Origin of the sequence: Nocardia sp. NPDC051756, from assembly GCF_040681495.1 — a bacterium.
Classification (GTDB): domain Bacteria; phylum Actinomycetota; class Actinomycetes; order Mycobacteriales; family Mycobacteriaceae; genus Nocardia.
Window position 1 is genome coordinate 206,081 of the sequence record NZ_JBFAYV010000009.1, and the last position, 15,610, is coordinate 221,690.

Annotated in this window: 17 protein-coding genes; 9 read left to right on the forward strand and 8 right to left on the reverse strand. The window is 69.2% G+C overall.

The window, feature by feature from the left end; genetic code table 11:
* Positions 1 to 108 precede the first annotated feature (108 nt).
* Positions 109 to 1,278 (forward strand): hypothetical protein, encoded by a 1,170-nt coding sequence (locus AB0M22_RS35760; protein ID WP_364736418.1) that lies wholly within the window; start codon positions 109 to 111, stop codon positions 1,276 to 1,278.
* A 200-nt stretch (positions 1,279 to 1,478) separates the two neighbouring features.
* Here AB0M22_RS35760 and AB0M22_RS35765 read toward each other — a convergent pair whose 3' ends face one another.
* The 4 genes from AB0M22_RS35765 to pdxH form a co-directional block, all read right to left on the reverse strand.
* Positions 1,479 to 1,838, reverse strand: coding sequence for an FKBP-type peptidyl-prolyl cis-trans isomerase (locus AB0M22_RS35765; RefSeq protein ID WP_364736419.1), 360 nt, complete (start codon positions 1,836 to 1,838; stop codon positions 1,479 to 1,481).
* Positions 1,839 to 1,883: 45 nt separating this feature from the next.
* Positions 1,884 to 3,194, reverse strand: coding sequence for a citrate synthase (locus AB0M22_RS35770; RefSeq protein WP_364736422.1), 1,311 nt, complete (start codon positions 3,192 to 3,194; stop codon positions 1,884 to 1,886).
* 188 nt (positions 3,195 to 3,382) lie between these two features.
* Positions 3,383 to 4,678 (reverse strand): MFS transporter, encoded by a 1,296-nt coding sequence (locus tag AB0M22_RS35775; RefSeq protein WP_364736424.1) that lies wholly within the window; start codon positions 4,676 to 4,678, stop codon positions 3,383 to 3,385.
* A gap of 19 nt (positions 4,679 to 4,697) precedes the next feature.
* Positions 4,698 to 5,426 (reverse strand): pyridoxamine 5'-phosphate oxidase, encoded by a 729-nt coding sequence (gene pdxH, locus AB0M22_RS35780; protein ID WP_364736426.1) that lies wholly within the window; start codon positions 5,424 to 5,426, stop codon positions 4,698 to 4,700.
* Between the two features lie 83 nt (positions 5,427 to 5,509).
* On the opposite strand from pdxH, the gene AB0M22_RS35785 reads away from it, so the two are divergent.
* Both AB0M22_RS35785 and AB0M22_RS35790 read left to right on the forward strand, forming a co-directional pair.
* Positions 5,510 to 6,658, forward strand: a complete 1,149-nt coding sequence (locus AB0M22_RS35785) for a citrate synthase 2 (protein WP_364736428.1) — start codon at positions 5,510 to 5,512, stop codon at positions 6,656 to 6,658.
* 116 nt (positions 6,659 to 6,774) lie between these two features.
* Positions 6,775 to 7,638, forward strand: coding sequence for a polysaccharide deacetylase family protein (locus AB0M22_RS35790; protein ID WP_364736430.1), 864 nt, complete (start codon positions 6,775 to 6,777; stop codon positions 7,636 to 7,638).
* Positions 7,639 to 7,644: 6 nt separating this feature from the next.
* Here AB0M22_RS35790 and AB0M22_RS35795 read toward each other — a convergent pair whose 3' ends face one another.
* Positions 7,645 to 8,310: a hypothetical protein gene (locus AB0M22_RS35795; RefSeq protein ID WP_364736432.1), complete on the reverse strand. Its 666-nt coding sequence runs from the start codon at positions 8,308 to 8,310 to the stop codon at positions 7,645 to 7,647.
* 167 nt (positions 8,311 to 8,477) lie between these two features.
* On the opposite strand from AB0M22_RS35795, the gene serC reads away from it, so the two are divergent.
* The 3 genes from serC (at position 8,478) to AB0M22_RS35810 (ending at position 11,953) form a co-directional block, all read left to right on the forward strand.
* Positions 8,478 to 9,602 carry a phosphoserine transaminase gene (gene serC / locus AB0M22_RS35800; RefSeq protein WP_364736433.1) on the forward strand — a complete coding sequence of 375 codons (1,125 nt, stop codon included), beginning with the start codon at positions 8,478 to 8,480 and terminating at the stop codon, positions 9,600 to 9,602.
* 200 nt (positions 9,603 to 9,802) lie between these two features.
* The gene (gene sepH / locus AB0M22_RS35805) at positions 9,803 to 10,870 is read left to right on the forward strand and encodes a septation protein SepH (protein WP_364736435.1); all 1,068 of its coding nucleotides are present in this window, start codon (positions 9,803 to 9,805) and stop codon (positions 10,868 to 10,870) included.
* Positions 10,871 to 11,206: 336 nt separating this feature from the next.
* Complete coding sequence (locus AB0M22_RS35810) at positions 11,207 to 11,953, forward strand: hypothetical protein (RefSeq protein WP_364736438.1); 747 nt, start codon at positions 11,207 to 11,209, stop codon at positions 11,951 to 11,953.
* On the opposite strand, the gene AB0M22_RS35815 is transcribed toward AB0M22_RS35810, so the two are convergent.
* Entirely contained in the window at positions 11,950 to 12,234 is a 285-nt protein-coding gene (locus tag AB0M22_RS35815; RefSeq protein ID WP_364736439.1) for a DUF2537 domain-containing protein, read from the reverse strand. The genes AB0M22_RS35810 and AB0M22_RS35815 overlap by 4 nt on opposite strands.
* A complete protein-coding gene (locus AB0M22_RS35820) occupies positions 12,231 to 13,031 on the reverse strand; it encodes an RNA methyltransferase (RefSeq protein ID WP_364736441.1) in 801 nt (266 codons plus the stop codon). Before AB0M22_RS35820 ends, AB0M22_RS35815 begins: the two co-directional genes overlap by 4 nt.
* Before the next feature lie 106 nt (positions 13,032 to 13,137).
* On the opposite strand from AB0M22_RS35820, the gene AB0M22_RS35825 reads away from it, so the two are divergent.
* Together AB0M22_RS35825 and AB0M22_RS35830 are read left to right on the forward strand one after the other, a co-directional pair.
* A complete protein-coding gene (locus AB0M22_RS35825; RefSeq protein ID WP_364736443.1) occupies positions 13,138 to 14,343 on the forward strand; it encodes a GNAT family N-acetyltransferase in 1,206 nt (401 codons plus the stop codon).
* 110 nt (positions 14,344 to 14,453) lie between these two features.
* Positions 14,454 to 14,855: a YccF domain-containing protein gene (locus tag AB0M22_RS35830; RefSeq protein ID WP_364736445.1), complete on the forward strand. Its 402-nt coding sequence runs from the start codon at positions 14,454 to 14,456 to the stop codon at positions 14,853 to 14,855.
* 14 nt (positions 14,856 to 14,869) lie between these two features.
* Here AB0M22_RS35830 and AB0M22_RS35835 read toward each other — a convergent pair whose 3' ends face one another.
* Positions 14,870 to 15,307 carry a MarR family transcriptional regulator gene (locus tag AB0M22_RS35835; RefSeq protein WP_364736447.1) on the reverse strand — a complete coding sequence of 146 codons (438 nt, stop codon included), beginning with the start codon at positions 15,305 to 15,307 and terminating at the stop codon, positions 14,870 to 14,872.
* Between the two features lie 62 nt (positions 15,308 to 15,369).
* On the opposite strand from AB0M22_RS35835, the gene AB0M22_RS35840 reads away from it, so the two are divergent.
* On the forward strand, positions 15,370 to 15,609 hold the full coding sequence (locus AB0M22_RS35840; RefSeq protein ID WP_364736449.1) for a DUF2530 domain-containing protein: 240 nt from the start codon (positions 15,370 to 15,372) through the stop codon (positions 15,607 to 15,609).
* Position 15,610: the final 1 nt, after the last annotated feature.

The following is a 15,610-nucleotide window of genomic DNA, read 5'->3' on the forward strand; positions in this document are numbered from 1 at the left end:
GCCGGGCGAATTCGTGCGCGGCGCAGCGCAAACGCCCGCGAGGTCCCTTAACGAACTCTCATAGAAACGCCAGCGCTGGGGTCATGTGCGAGTTCTAAGGTCAGCGAGGTGACCGGAAAACACGCACGCTTGGCCCTGCTCGCCGTTGCTCTCGTCGGCGCCGGCGCGCTCGGCGCCGGAATCACCGCGTGCAGCCGATCGGACAGTGGTCCCACCGGCATCGCTCTGGTCAACGCCGATGCCGGGCCGACCGGGGCGAAGGTGGTCAAGGCGTTGCAGGACGCGGGCGGTTACGAGTGGACCGCGGCGAAGCCGGGCGAGGCGAGCACCGACGACTACGCCGCGGTGATCACCCTGCCCGCCGACCTCACCGAATCCATGGGCACCCTGGCCGGCCCGCAGCCGCGGCGGGCCAAGGTCACCGTGGCCACGCACAAGGGCGCGGACACCGGCACGGTGAACGGCGCGGTCAGCGAGGTCACTCACCGGGTCGGCGCGGCGGGGGTCGACGCAGCGCTGTCCGCGGTCGGGCAGGCGCGCAGCCAGATGACGCAGGCGCAGTTCACCGCCCAGTTGCTGAAGGCCGGGGTGAACGCGGCCGCCTCGGGCGCCGAGCAGTTCAGCTCGGGCGCCGATCAGCTGCTCGGTTTCCTGAATTTCGCGAAAGCGGGTTCCGCCCAGCTGACTTCGGCGATCGCACTGCTGAACTCGACCGTCGACGGCGCGGCCGAGCAGGCGAATCAGCTTGCCGTCGCGCTGGATTCGACCGGCATCACGATCGCGCAGGTGGAGCAGACGGCGAACACGGTGAGCACCGGGCTCGACCAGATCCTGCCGCCGCTGCGCGCGCTCCCGTTCGCGAGCGATCCGGCCCTGGCCGACATCATCAAGAAGCTCGAAGCCCTGCAAGGCATTTCGGGCCAGGCCGGTGCGCAGCTCACCGGCCTCGGCACGCTGGTCGGCGGCGCGGTCGACCCGAGCACCGACCTCGGCACCCTGCTGCACACCGTGGTCGACCGGATGACCAGTGCCAGCGCGCAATTGAACGAGGGCGCGAAGCTGGCCGAGGACCTGCCTCGGCTGGCCGACGAGGGCGGCGCCCAATTGGTCAGCGCCATCAGCCAACTCACCGGCGGCGTCACCCAGTTGCAGAGCATCGTCGGCAACCTGAACACACAGACCGACAAGGCCGTCCAGGCCCTCCCCCAGCGCAGCACCGCCCAGCAGTCCGCACTTGCCCTCGCGCTGACCGATCCGGTCGAGGTTGTCCGCCAGTAGAAACGGCGATGGCCCGTATCCCAGAGATCTGGAACACGGGCCACACAACCCAACCACGACGGAGCGAGTCTTACGAGCGACCCCGTTCGCGGCCCGTCTCGTGGCCCAGCTGTCGAAGCGCATGCGCCGCAGGCGCGAGTCTCGACAGCTGGGACGCGAGACACCCGGGGGCCGCGAACACGCCGCGGCCACGCGGCAAATTAATTCGCGTCCAGCAGGTCGATGACGAAGACCAGTGTCTTGCCCGCGAGCGCGTGGCCGGCACCGGCCGGGCCGTAGGCCAGGGCCGGCGGGATGGTGAGCTGGCGGCGGCCGCCGACCTTCATACCGGGGATGCCGTCCTGCCAGCCCTGGATCAGGCCACGCAGCGGGAACGTGAGCGATTCGCCGCGGTTCCACGAGGAGTCGAATTCTTCGCCGGATTCGAATTCGACACCGACGTAGTGCACCTCGACGTTGCCGCCGGGCACGGCTTCCTTGCCTTCGCCCTCGATGATGTCCTTGATCACCAGCTCGGCAGGCGCGGGGCCGCCCTGGAATTCGATCTCCGGCTTGGTCATTCGGCTTATCCCCTTCGATAGGTGATGGTGGGTGAAACGGTGGAACTAACGATTGGTGATCTCGCGGTAGTCGCGCGCACCGTAGCCGGTGTAGATCTGCCGCGGGCGGCCGATCTTCAGTGGCTCGCTGTGCATTTCGCGCCAGTGCGCGATCCAGCCCGGCAGCCGGCCCATGGCGAACAGCACGGTGAACATGCGGGTCGGGAAGCCCATAGCCTTGTAGATGACGCCGGTGTAGAAGTCGACGTTCGGGTACAGGCGACGCTCGACGAAGTACTCGTCGGTCAGCGCGGCCTCTTCCAGCGCCTGCGCGATGTCGAACAGCTCGTCGTTGCCGAGCTTCTGCAGGATGGCGTCGGCGTGCTTCTTGGCGATCGCGGCGCGCGGGTCGTAGTTGCGGTAGACGCGGTGCCCGAAGCCCATGAGCTTCACGCCGTCTTCCTTGTTCTTGACCTTGCGGATGAATTCCTTGACGTCGCCGCCGTCGGACTTGATCCCGTCGAGCATCTCCAGCACGGCCTGGTTCGCGCCGCCGTGCAGCGGGCCCCACAGGGCGTTGATGCCGCCGGACACCGAGGTGAAGAGGTTGGCGTCGGAGGAGCCGACCAGCCGCACCGTCGAGGTGGAGCAGTTCTGCTCGTGGTCGGCGTGCAGGATCAGCAGCATGTCCAGCGCGGCGGCGACCTCGGGATCGACCTCGTACGGCTCGGCCGGGAACCCGAAGGTCATCCGCAGGAAGTTCTCCACCAGGCTCAGCGAGTTGTCCGGGTAGAGGAACGGCTGGCCGACCGACTTCTTGTACGAGTAGGCCGCGATCGTCGGCAGCTTGGCGAGTAGTCGGATGGTGGACAGCTCGACCTGTTCGGGGTCGCGCGGGTCCAGCGAGTCCTGGTAGTACGCCGAGAGCGCGTTCACCGCGGAGGACAGCACCGGCATCGGGTGCGCGTTGCGCGGGAAGCCGTCGAAGAACCGCTTCAGGTCCTCGTGCAGCAGGGTGTGCCTGCGGATCCGGTCGGTGAAGTCGTCCAGCTGGGCCTGCGAGGGCAGCTCGCCGTAGATCAGCAGGTAGCTGACCTCGATGAAGGTCGAGGTCCCGGCCAGCTGGTCGATCGGGTAACCGCGGTAGCGCAGGATGCCCGCTTCACCGTCGATGTAGGTGATCGCCGACTTGGTCGGGGCGGTGTTCATGAAGCCCGGGTCGTAGGTGACGTAACCCGTGCTGGCCAGGAGCTTTCCCAGCTCGATTCCGTCGTTGCCCTCAGCGGCCTTGGCGACCGTCATCGGGAACTCCCCGCCGGGGTAGGTAAGCACCGGCTTGGCGTCTTCGTCGACGTTGATGATGTTCTCAGCGGGCACGGAAGGATCCCTCTCAGGCTAGAACCGTAGGCACCGTCGCGGTCGGCGCACGATGCACTTGTCTCAACGCTAGACGTTCACCGACGCGGACAACCAGGAGGGTAGTCCTGCGCGACCTCACATTCATCTCTAGGCCACGTGAGGTGGTTGTAGCTCGCCGAACAGCGGTTGCCAGATATTCGCAGAGCTCATGGTGCCACTATTTCCGCATGTGCGCGGCCTACTCGGTATCGGAGGAATGCCGGGAATGCCACGGCGGCGATCACCACGCCGATCACCACCAGCCCACCGCCACCGGCCGCGGCCACAGCGGTACCCAGACTGGCCGCCGCAAAACCGTGGGCAACATCACCGATTCGCGGCCCACCTGCGACAACCACGATGAACACCCCTTGCAGCCTGCCGCGCATCTCATCGGTCGCGACCTGCTGCAACATGGTCACCCGCAGCGCGGCCGAGACCATGTCCACCGCGCCGCCGAAGGCCGAGCAGATCAGCGCGAGCCACAGTCCGAGGCCCAGACCCAGCCCGTGTCCGGTGAATCCGACGGCAACGCCGAAGCCGACCATGGCCACGCCCCACAGCGCGATGCAGATGAGCACGGCCAGGCCCTGACGGCGAATCCGCGGGATCCAGCCGGAGAACACCCCGCCGAGCACCGCGCCCGCCGACATGGACGCGAACAGCAGGCCGAGCGCGACGCCGCCGGTGGTCGGATCGCCGAACGTCTCGTGCGCGATCTGCGGGAACAGCGCGCGCGGCATGCCGAACACCATGGCGATCACGTCCACCGCGAACGACGCGAGCAGGATCCGCTGTGTCGCCAGATACGCGAAACCGTCCAGCACCGTGCGGAATCCGGCCTTGCGCGCCGAACCCGTCGGCGGCAGCGCGGGCAGTCGCCACACCGCCCACACCGTGGCGAGCAGCGCGATCGAGTCGATCAGATAGAGGGTGGACAGCCCGACCACCGGGATCAGCGCGCCCGCGAGCACCGGGCCGGCGATGGCGCCGAACTGCATCACCGTCATGCTCAGCGAATTGGCCGCGGCCAGTTGGTCTTCGGGCAGCAGGCGCGGGATGGTCGCGCTGCGCGTCGGCTGATTCACCGCGAAGAAGGCCTGCTGCACCGCGAACAGGCCGAGCACCACCCACACGTTGTCGATGCCGGACGCGGCCTGCGCCCAGAACGCCACCGCGGTGAGGCCGGTGCCGACATTGGTGATGAGCATCAGCTTGCGCCGGTCCATCACGTCCGCGAGCGCGCCGCCCCACAGCCCGAACACGATCAGCGGCACCAGGCCGAAAAGCCCGGCCAGGCCGACATATCCGGAGCTGCCGGTGATCTGGAAGATCTGCTGCGGCACCGCGACGATGGACAGCTGCGCACCGATGATGGTGACGACACCCGAGGTCCACAGGCGCCGATAGTCGGGATTTCGCAGCGGTGTCGTGTCGGCCAGCAGTCTCACCGGCGGCAGCATATCGAGTCGGGAACGAGCGTCAGGGTTGTAGTCGCTCGACCTTCATCGCGCCGTCCGCGATGAGCACTCGAATCCGGTTGTGCAGCCTGCCCCGTCGGCCCTGCCAGAACTCCACCTCGTCCGGGCGGAGCAGGAAGCCACCCCAGTGCGGCGGCACCGGAATCTCGTCGACGTCCTCGAACCGCGCGATGGTCTCGGCCATGGTGCGGTCCAACTCGGCGCGCGAGCCGATCGGTTTGGACTGCCGCGACGCCCAGGCGCCCAGCTGTGAATCGCGCGGACGGGAACGCCAATACACCCCGGTCGTCTCGGCGCCGGTCCGCTCGATCGCGCCGCGCACATGCACCTGCCTGCCGAGCGCGGGCCAGACGAAGGTGGCCGCGGCGAACGGGACCGCCGCGAGCTGGTTGCCCTTGGCCGAGTCGTAATTGGTGTAAAAAGTCACACCCTCCGGCGAGAGGCCTTTACACAGCACCGTCCGGGCGACCGGGCGGGGCGTGCCGTCGGTCAGCGAAACGGTGGCCAGCACCATGGCGTTCGGCTCGGCGACGCCGACCGCGGTCGCCTGCTCGATCCAGTGGCGTAACAACGGCTCCCAGCCGCCGGCCAACCAGGTTTCGTCCAGATCGACGTCTTCGCCGCTGCCGAACGGGGTGCCCCCGTACTCGACGCGCATGCCCGCGAGATCGGTGCTCGGCGGGAAATCGGCCGCCTCCTGGCCGCCGGGTGAATTGTCCAGGTCACGCATGGGCCAGACGTTACTCCGCGGTAGCAAGGATCTAAGGTGTTGGTGATCGGCATGTGCTCGAAATTGCAAGGAGAAGTCACAACATGACTACCAGCCCCGCGGTGCCTACCGGCCAGACCGCCGTACCCAGCGATTTCGTCAGCGGCCTGGAGGGTGTGGTGGCCTTCACCACCGATATCGCCGAGCCGGACAAGGACGGCGGCGCGCTGCGCTACCGCGGCGTCGATATCGAGAACCTGGTCGAGGGCCAGGTGACCTTCGGTGACGTCTGGGCACTGCTGGTCGACGGCGAGTTCGGCCGCGGCTTGCCGCCCGCCGAACCGTTCCCGCTGCCGGTGCACACCGGCGATGTCCGCGTCGACGTGCAGGCCGGTCTGGCCATGCTCGCCCCGATCTGGGGCTACCAGCCGCTGCTCGACATCGACGACGAGACCGCGCGGGACAACCTGGCCCGCGCCTCGGTGATGGCGCTGTCCTACGTCGCGCAGTCCGCGCGCGGCATCTACCAGCCCGCGGTGCCGCAGAAGAAGATCGACGAGTGCGACACGGTCACCGAGCGGTTCATGACCCGCTGGAAGGGTGACCCGGACCCGAAGCACACCGAGGCCATCGACGCCTACTGGGTCTCCGCCGCCGAGCACGGCATGAACGCCTCCACCTTTACCGCGCGCGTGATCGCCTCCACCGGCGCCGACGTCGCGGCCTCGCTGTCCGGCGCGATCGGCGCGATGTCCGGCCCGCTGCACGGTGGCGCGCCCGCCCGCGTGCTGCCGATGATCGAAGAGGTCGAAAAGACCGGCGACGCACGAGCGCTGGTCAAGGGCATCCTGGATCGCAAGGAAAAGCTGATGGGCTTCGGGCACCGGGTGTACCGGGCCGAGGACCCGCGCGCCCGCGTGCTGCGCGCCACCGCCAAGCGGCTGGCCGCCCCGCGCTACGAGGTGGCCGCCGCGCTGGAGCAGGCCGCACTGGCCGAGCTGCGCGAGCGTCGCCCGGACCGGGCGATCGAGACCAACGTGGAGTTCTGGGCCGCGGTGATCCTCGACTTCGCCGAGGTGCCCGCGCACATGATGCCCGCCATGTTCACCTGTGGCCGCACCGCGGGCTGGTGTGCGCACATCCTCGAGCAGAAGCAGCTCGGCAAGCTGGTGCGCCCAGCGGCCATCTACACCGGCCCCGCCCCGCGCGGCCCGGAAGAGGTCGCGGGCTGGGCGGCCATCTCGCACGCCTAGTGCGATAGATAGACGGTATGACCGCGAGCCGAATGTCCTGCACCACTTGGACGTTCGGCTCGCGTAGCATCCGGGGCTGACTTCGGAAAGAGGGCTTACGGATGATGGAAAAAGGCATGTCGCGCCGGCGGATGTTCGGCGTCGGCGCCGCGCTGGCCGCCGGGTTCGCCAGCACCGGATGCGGCACGGCGCAGAGCGAAACGCCGTCCACGCCGCCCAGTTCGGCCGGCCGCGCGCCGGTCGCGGGCGATTCCGCCGTGAACGCCAAGAACGCGCCGCCACCGCCGAACAACTCCCCCGCCGCGGTGGTCGCCCGGCACGCGGGCGAGCAGCCGCAGCAGTGGGGCGTGGCGATGCCGGGCATCCTCAGCACGTTCGCGGCCACCGGCAAGCAGATGGCGCTCACCTTCGACGCGTGCGGCGGCGCGGGCAACAACGACATCGATGAATCGCTGGTGAATTTCCTGATCGCCCAGCAGATTCCGGCCACGTTGTTCCTGAACAAGCGCTGGATCGACGCGAACCAGCAGCGGGCCGCCCAGCTGGCCATGAACCCGCTGTTCGAGCTGGCCAATCACGGCGTGGCGCATAAGCCGCTGTCGGTGAACGGCCAGGCGGCCTATGGCATCGCCGGCACCGGTTCGGCGCAGGAGGCCGCGGACGAGGTCTGGGCCAATCACGAGCGACTAACCGGACTGGTGGGCCGGCCGCCGCGGTTCTTCCGGGCGGGTACCGCGCACTACGACGACGTCGCGGTCGCCATCGTGAACGAATTGGGGGAAATCCCGGTCGGCTTCAGCATCAATGCCGATTACGGCGCGACCGCGAGCGCGGCCAAGGTGCAGGGCGCGATGAACGCCGCTGCGCCAGGGGCGATTTCGCTCGCGCACATGCATCGGCCGCAGTCCGGCACCGGCGCGGGGATGATCGCGGTGCTGCCGGCGATTCGCGAGATGGGCTTCACCTTCGTGCATCTCTGAGCGCGCTCAGTCCTCCCCGAGCGAGGCCGCCCAGTCGACCGCGACGGATTCGCCGTGGTCGACGGTGAAGAAGGCGACCTCCAGGTGCTGGCCGAGATCGACGAGGCCGATCGCGGACAACGGGACCGGCTGCACGAGCCGGACCAGCCACGGGGTCGGCTCGTCCCAGGCCCGCAGCTCGAGGTCGAGGCGCAGCACCGGATCGTCGCGGCCGGAGTAGTCCGCGGCGACCGGTGTCGCGGCCAGCACGGTGGCGTCGGCGCGGCGGCCGTCGGCGAGGATCTTCGAGATGCTGGCCCGGCCGGTCTCCGCGAAATCGGGGACGTAGAGCACCAATCGATCCCGGTCGCCCGGATCGACCCGGCAGCACACCACGTCGCCGGGTTGCATCCACTCCAGGTTCGCCGCGGACACCCGCTGGCGAACTCTGGTCTCGTACGGCGGAATTCCGTCGACCAGCACCCGGACCCAGAACACGTGTCCGGGCGCTCCGTTCGCGTCGACCGTCGCCTTCGAACTCGCCCGCACGCCCAGGACAGTCGCCGACCCCAGCGCGCCACGCATCAGCAACTCCCGGCGCGCGCCATCGGAGATCGCGCCGATGCGCAGGCCGAAGGATCGTGGTCGTCGACCGAGCAATCGCCACCCCGAGTTCGCCGACGCCATGTTCATGGGCGCAAAGGTTAGCTGGAGTGTGGTCCGCGACACAGCAATACCACCGCAACCCGAGCAGACCGTGACAATTCCGGCGCGGCGCAACGCCATCGGCGTCCGTGGCCTCGAGCACAGGTGCCGACCCGCACGAACCGGGCTGGTCCGACACGCTTTACCCTGTTCGCATGACCACTGCGTTCCCGACGATTCCCGCCGACCTCAAGCCCGCCGACGGACGATTCGGCTGTGGCCCCTCCAAGGTGCGCCCGGAGCAGTTGCAGTCCCTGGTGACCGTCGGCGCCTCGGTGTTCGGCACCAGCCATCGGCAGAAGCCGGTGAAAGATGTGGTCGCGCGGGTGCGCTCGGGGCTACGCGAACTGTTCGGGCTGCCCGACGGTTACGAGGTCGTGCTGGGCAACGGTGGCACCACCGCCTTCTGGGACGCCGCCGCGTTCGGCCTGATCCGGGAGCGCTCGCTGCACCTCACCAACGGTGAGTTCAGCTCGAAGTTCGCCTCCGTGGCCAAGGGCAACCCGTTCATCGGCGACCCGATCGTCGTCTCGGCCGAGCCGGGCAGCGCGCCGGAGCCGGTCTCGGATCCGTCGGTCGACCTGATCGGCTGGGCGCACAACGAAACCTCCACCGGCGTCTCGATTCCGGTGCAGCGCCCGGCGGGTTCGGCGAACGCGCTGATCGCCATCGACGCCACCTCCGGCGCGGGTGGTCTGCCGGTGAACATCGCCGACGCCGACGTCTACTACTTCGCCCCGCAGAAGTGCTTCGCCGCCGACGGTGGCCTGTGGGTCGCGCTGATGAGCCCGGCCGCGCTGGCCCGGGTCGAGGAGATCAAGGCCTCGGGCCGGTGGACGCCGGACTTCCTGTCGCTGCCGATCGCCATCGACAACAGCACCAAGGATCAGACCTACAACACCCCGGCGCTGGCCACCCTGCTGCTGTTCGCCGACCAGATCGAGTGGCTCAACGGCAACGGCGGCCTGGACTGGGCGGTCAAGCGGACGCTGGATTCGTCCTCGCGCCTGTACAACTGGGCCGAGTCGAGCGAATTCGCCACGCCGTACGTCAAGGACCCGGCGCACCGCTCGCAGGTGGTCGGCACCATCGACTTCGCCGACTCGGTGGACGCGGCCGCGGTGGCGAAGGTGCTGCGCGCCAACGGAATCGTCGACACCGAGCCGTACCGCAAGCTGGGGCGTAACCAGCTGCGCGTCGGCATGTTCCCGGCCATCGATCCGGAAGACGTCAGCCAGCTCACCCGCAGCATCGACTGGGTAGTGCAGAATCTGGGCTGACGCACTCGGATTCGAGCGCGACACGCCACAAATGACACGCCGCGCCGCGAGGTGCGGTAAGTCGAACAGAGCAGATTAGCGGGGTGCGGGAGTCTCTTCGGAGATTTCCGCCCCGCGTGTCTCGCCCCACGGATCCCAGAAGTGCACTACTGTTTCGGAAAGTGGGCGGTGTCGCGAGTCGACGCGGTAAGGAGGTAACGGTGCGTGAACTTCGAGTGATCGGGGTGACGCCCGACTCCACGCACATCGTGTGTATCGACACCGAGTCCGGAGCGAAGTACCGACTGCCCGCAGACGACAAGCTACGAGCCGCAGCGCGCGGAGACCTTGCCCGATTCGGCCAGATCGAGATCGAAATGGAAGCAACTATGCGTCCTCGCGATATCCAGGCTCGTATCCGTGCCGGCGCCTCCGTCGACCAGGTCACCGAAGAATCCGGCATGCCGGCCAGCCGCGTCGAGCGCTTCGCCTACCCGGTCCTGCTGGAACGAGCCCGCGCGGCCGAACTCGCGCAGAAGGCGCACCCCGTCCGCCCCGACGGCCCCGCCGTGGAAACCCTCATCGATGTCGTCACCGCCGCTTTCACCGAGCGTGGCCACAACATCGAAGGCGCCGAATGGGACGCCTGGAAGGACGAGAAGGGCTTCTGGGTAGCCCAATTGCAGTGGCAGAACGGGCGTTCCGAAATCGCCGCGCACTGGCGTTACCAGCCGGACGCACACGGCGGCTCGGTCTCCCCGCTCGATGACCCCGCCTCCGACCTGATCGATCCCGACTTCGGCCGCGCGCTACGCGGTCTCGCCACCATCCTGCCCGCCGAGCCCGAGGCGGCCGCGCCCGCGCCGCAGCCCGAGCCCGCGGTCGAACCGCGTCCGACGCCCGCCGCTCCGCCCGCCCGCACCGCGACCCGTCAGCAGAGCCAGCCCACCCTGGACGAGTACTACGAACAGCGGGCCGTCGCCGCCGGTGGCGCGAACACGCCTGCCATCACCGCCGGCGCGACCGCTACCCCCACCGCCGCAACGACCGCGACGCCCACCGCGGCCGCACCCGCACCGAGCGCGCCCGCGCCGACGCCCCCGAGCACGCCGGCGGAGCCCACCGCCCCGGCCGCGCCCGCCGCGTCGGCCAAGCCCGCCGCCGAGGAACCGGCCAAGCCCGCCGCCAACGGCAAAGCGCCCGCTAAGCCCGCGCGCACCAAGCGCGGCAAGGCGCCCATGCCGTCCTGGGAGGACGTGCTGCTCGGCGTGCGCAGCTCCGGGCACTGAGTGTGCTTGAAGCCGCCCGCATTTCGATTGCTCGCCTGCGCTGAGGTCTTGCCGCGTCCGCATGTCCGACGCGCGCGAACCCTTCGCTCGGCGAATTAGCCAGCGTTATCGCCGCGTTCCGGAAACGACGTCTTCCGACTGATTTCTGGTACGCACTGGCGTGTTCAGCGGCCGAAGGTGCGCCTAGCGGCGTTCAGGGCGAGTAGATTTTTCGGTGTGTTGTCGACTGCGCGCGACGGTCTCGGACGTTCACGAAGGCGGTGAATTGTTCGACACCCCAGTGCGTTGCTCGAAGTTCGCGGAGCTGATTCGTGCAACCATCGGGAGGTGCCGGAAATGCTATCGAAAGCTTCGACGCTCTGGTACGTCGACGCACCCGACCCGTTGACGGTCCTGCGCGCCAACCACGACCCCGATCCGGATGCCGCACTGGCGCTGGCGAAACAGTTGCACGGCGACCGGGACGTGCTCCCGATCATGGTCGGCACCCTGGCCGGCTGTGCGGGCCCCGACCTCGACGAGGTCTACATCGGTTGCTACCCGGGCGTGACGGTCGTGTGTTCGGCGCAGGCCGCGCGCGTGCACCCGACCGAGATCCCGGAGCTGCTGGTGCGGCCGCTGGCCTCCGAGCACACCTTCCTGGTGTCGTTCGACGCCGCGCACGGCTGGGGCGCGTTCGCGCATTGGGAGCGGGGCGAGTTCCGCCGGGCCTTCAGTTCCAGCCGGGTGAACATCCTGGAGGACGAGGGCCTGCCGCTGGTGTGGGAGCGGCCGTACTGGGCCGGCGAGCACCCGGTGCGCTGGCAGGCGGGCGAACTGCCGGACCCGCAGACGCTGCCGTTCGACCCACCCGATTTCGCCGACGCGGCCAATCACGAATGGCTCGGCTTCCACTACCGCTCCCCCGCCGCCGAGGGCGCGCTGGTCCCCGGCGATGTCGCGGTGTGCGGCTTCACGCTGTATCCGAAAGGCCAAGCGCCCGACCCGGCCACGCTGGTGCCGCCGCAGCACGAGCCGGACCTCGGCACGCGGCCCAAGCGCGGCCTGTTCGGCTGGCTGCGCGGCCACGACCGCGTCTCCTAGGCCCCGATCCCGCTGATCAGCAACGCCACCCAGCCGAGCAGCACGCCCACCGTGGCGCCGCCGACCACCCACCTGGTCACCGGCGTCCAGCGCCACCGCCAGGCGGTCGGCGCGGCTCCACCGGCCGCGACCAGGTTCACCGCCACCGCGAGCAGCGGATGCACCTCGGCGAGCGCGCGGCCGAAGGAGAACACCGCGACCGCGGCGAGCAACCCGACCATGATCGAGACGGTGATCCCGGCGCCCCAGGGCGTCGGGCCATGATGCGGTGGATAACTCACGTCCGGACCCGCTCGTAGAAGGCCATCGCGGCCGCGGTGGCCACATTGAGCGAATCCGTGCCCGGTGACATCGGAATTCGCGCCCGCACATCGGTGGCTCGCATCGCGTCCTCGCTCAACCCTGGACCTTCGGCGCCGAGCAACAAGGCCACCCGTTCCCCGGTCATTGCCGCGGCCAGCGTCACCGCGGCCGGGTTCGGAGTTAACGCGATGATCTGGAACCCTTTGCGCCGCAGTATATCCAGACCCTGCGGCCATTCGGGGACGGATGCGAACGGCACCCGCAGCACGTGCCCCATGGACACCCGCACCGCGCGCCGGTAGAGCGGGTCGGCGCACCGGTCGCCGAACAGGATGGCCTCGGCGCCGAGGCCGGCCGCGTTGCGGAACATCGAGCCGAGGTTCTCGTGATCGTTGACGCCCTCCAGCACGGCCACCGTGCGGGCCGATTCCAGCACCTCGTCCAGGGTGCGCGGCGCGGGCCGCCGAGCCACCGCGAGCACGCCGCGGTTGAGGTGGAAGCCGACCACCTCCGCCATCACCTCGGCGGAGGCGCGGTAGTAGGGCACGTCGACGTCGACCAGGTCGTCGGCCAGCTCCTGGCGCCGCTTGTCCACGCCCAGTAGGGCGGTCGGCGCGAAGCGGGAAGCCAGCATCCGCTGTACGACCACCACGCCCTCGGCGATCACCAGGCCCTTGCGGCCCGGCAGATCCGGTCGGCGATCGGCGGAGTTGAGGTCGCGGAAGTCATCGACCCGCGGATCGGCGGGGTCGACGATATCGATCACTTCGGCCACGGCTACATCCTGCCTGGGCGAGGGGCGCGATGCCGCCTCCGGTGCGGCCGAGTCGCCCGGCGCTAATTCGAATGCGGCGACGCACGCCGCGTGGGAGTGTCGTGCCATGACGCTGCCAAACGGAATCACCATTCGGTCGGCCACTCCCGCCGACGACGCCGCGATCACGCTGGTCGCCGATACCGCCTTCGGCATGCGGCTGCCCGAGGCGTTCCGGGACCCGTCAGCCAGGGTCTTCGCGGTGTCGGACGCCATCGTCGCGCTCGACGGCGAGCGGATCGTCGGGGCGACCAAGGCGGCCAGGATGACGCTGACCGTGCCCGGTGAACGCACGGTCGAGGCGTGCGGGATCGCGGGCGTCGTGGTCGCGCCGACCCACCGGCGGCGCGGGATCCTGCGGGCGATGTACACCGAGCAGCATCGGCGGACCGAGGCGGAGGGCGTGCCGCTGACCATCTTCACCGCCAGTCAGGGCACCATCTACGGGCGCTTCGGCTACGGGCCGACGATCCGGGAGAACTCGGTGCGCATCGATCGGCGATTCGCCGAGTTCCGGCCGACCGCGCCGGATCCCGGCGGCGTCGTGGTCGCCGCGCCGGCCGAGGTGACCGATCAGGTGCGCGCCGTCTACGACCGATGGCGCCGGCTCGTGCCGGGTGCGCAGGCCCGCCCGGAAACCAGCTGGAAGATGCTGTTCGCCGACCCGGCCGAATACCGCGGCGGCGGCACCGATCTATTCGCGCTGCTGCATCCGGACGGCTACGCGCTCTACCGTTACACCCGCAGCCAGGACGTCAGCGTCGCCGAGGTGGTCGACATGCGGGCGGTGACCACCGACGCGCATGCCGCACTGTGGCGGGCGCTGGTCGGGCTCGAACTGGTGACGCACATCGACGTGGCGCTCAGCGACAACGACCCGCTGCCGTACCTGCTCACCGACATCCGGCTGGTCAACACCACCGCGCGCTACGACGCACTGTGGTTGCGGCTCATGGACATTCCGGCCGCGCTGACCGCGCGCTCGTACCAGCGCGACCTGGAGGTCGTGCTCGCGGTGACCGATCCGTTCCGCGACGCGGGCGGCAGCTTCGCCCTCACCGTGCGCGACGGCATCGCCGAATGCACGCCGACCACCCGCCCGGCCGACCTCGAACTCGGCATCGATGTCCTCGCCAGCATGTATCTCGGCGCCTACCCCGCACGGGTTTTCGCCGAGTCGAACCGCTTGCAGGCCAAGGACTCCGCGACGGTGCGCGCGTTCGGCGACGCCTTCGCCGCCGAACGCGACGCGGTGCTCGGCTGGTTCTTCTAGGTCAGGCCGCGGTCCTCGAACCGGCGGGTTCGGCCCAGCTGTGGTTCACGTCGCACCGGCTCGGGGGAAACCCTGATGCCGGTGCCCGGTTCGGCTGGCATCCTGTTCACATGGCGCCGATTCGTTTGATCCTCAACGTCCTGTGGCTGGTGTTCGTCGGGATATGGATGGCGCTCGGCTACATCCTGGCCGGAATCATCTGCTGCATCCTGATCATCACCATCCCGTGGGGCATCGCGTCGTTCCGGATCGCGGCCTACGCGCTGTGGCCGTTCGGCCGGACCACGGTGGAGCGGCCGGGCGCCGGCGCGGGATCGCTGGTCGGCAACATCATCTGGGTGATCGTCGCGGGCTGGTGGCTCGCCCTCGGCCACCTGCTGACCAGCATCCCGCTGTTCATCTCGATCATCGGAATCCCGTTCGGCTGGGCCAATTTGAAGCTCATCCCGCTGTCGCTGTTCCCGCTCGGGCGCGACATCGTGGACAGCGACCAGCCGTTCGGGGCGCGCTAGCGGGACCTACCGCCTTATTCGGATTCGGCGACGATCTGCTTCATGATGCCGACGGCCTGGGTGAGCACGTCGATCTGATTGTCGGTGAGGCCGGAGAGCTGCTCGGTCATCCAGGCCTCGCGGGCGTGCGTCTCGTCGGCGATGAGCGCATTGCCCGCCTCGGACAGCGACACGATGATCTGGCGACCATCGGTGGGGTGCGGCTTGCGCTCGACCATCCCCAGGTCGGTGAGCGAGGCGATCACGCGCGTCATCGACGGCGGCTGCACGCGCTCGCGCGCGGCCAGCGCCCCCGGTGTCATCGCGCCGTCGCGCGCCAGGGTCGCGAGGGCGGAGAGCTGGGTCAGCGAAATCTGGGAGTCGGCGCGGCGGCCGCGCAGATGACGCGTCAGTCGAACCACTGCCAGTGAGAGTTCACCAGCGAGGGCTCGAACATCGGATGGCGTTGTCACAGAGCTGAACGATACGGGACGGGTGCGCGTCGGACGCCCGTTCTCGCAGCTACGCTGGTGCCGTGACCGAGAATGTGCCGCAGATCCCGCCCCGGCTGACCGATCCGCGCCCGGTGCTCGCGGTCGGCTGCGCGCTCTGGTTGGTGGCCACCCTGGTGGTCTGGGCCAGCGGTGACCGGTGGGCGTCGGTGCTGCCGGTCTGCCTGATGGGGCTGGTGGTCGGGGTGCTCGCGCTCGGTATCTTCCTGATCCAGCGGCGCGGGGCGCGCCGCGGCGACAAGGGCGCGCAGACCGGCCTGTAGC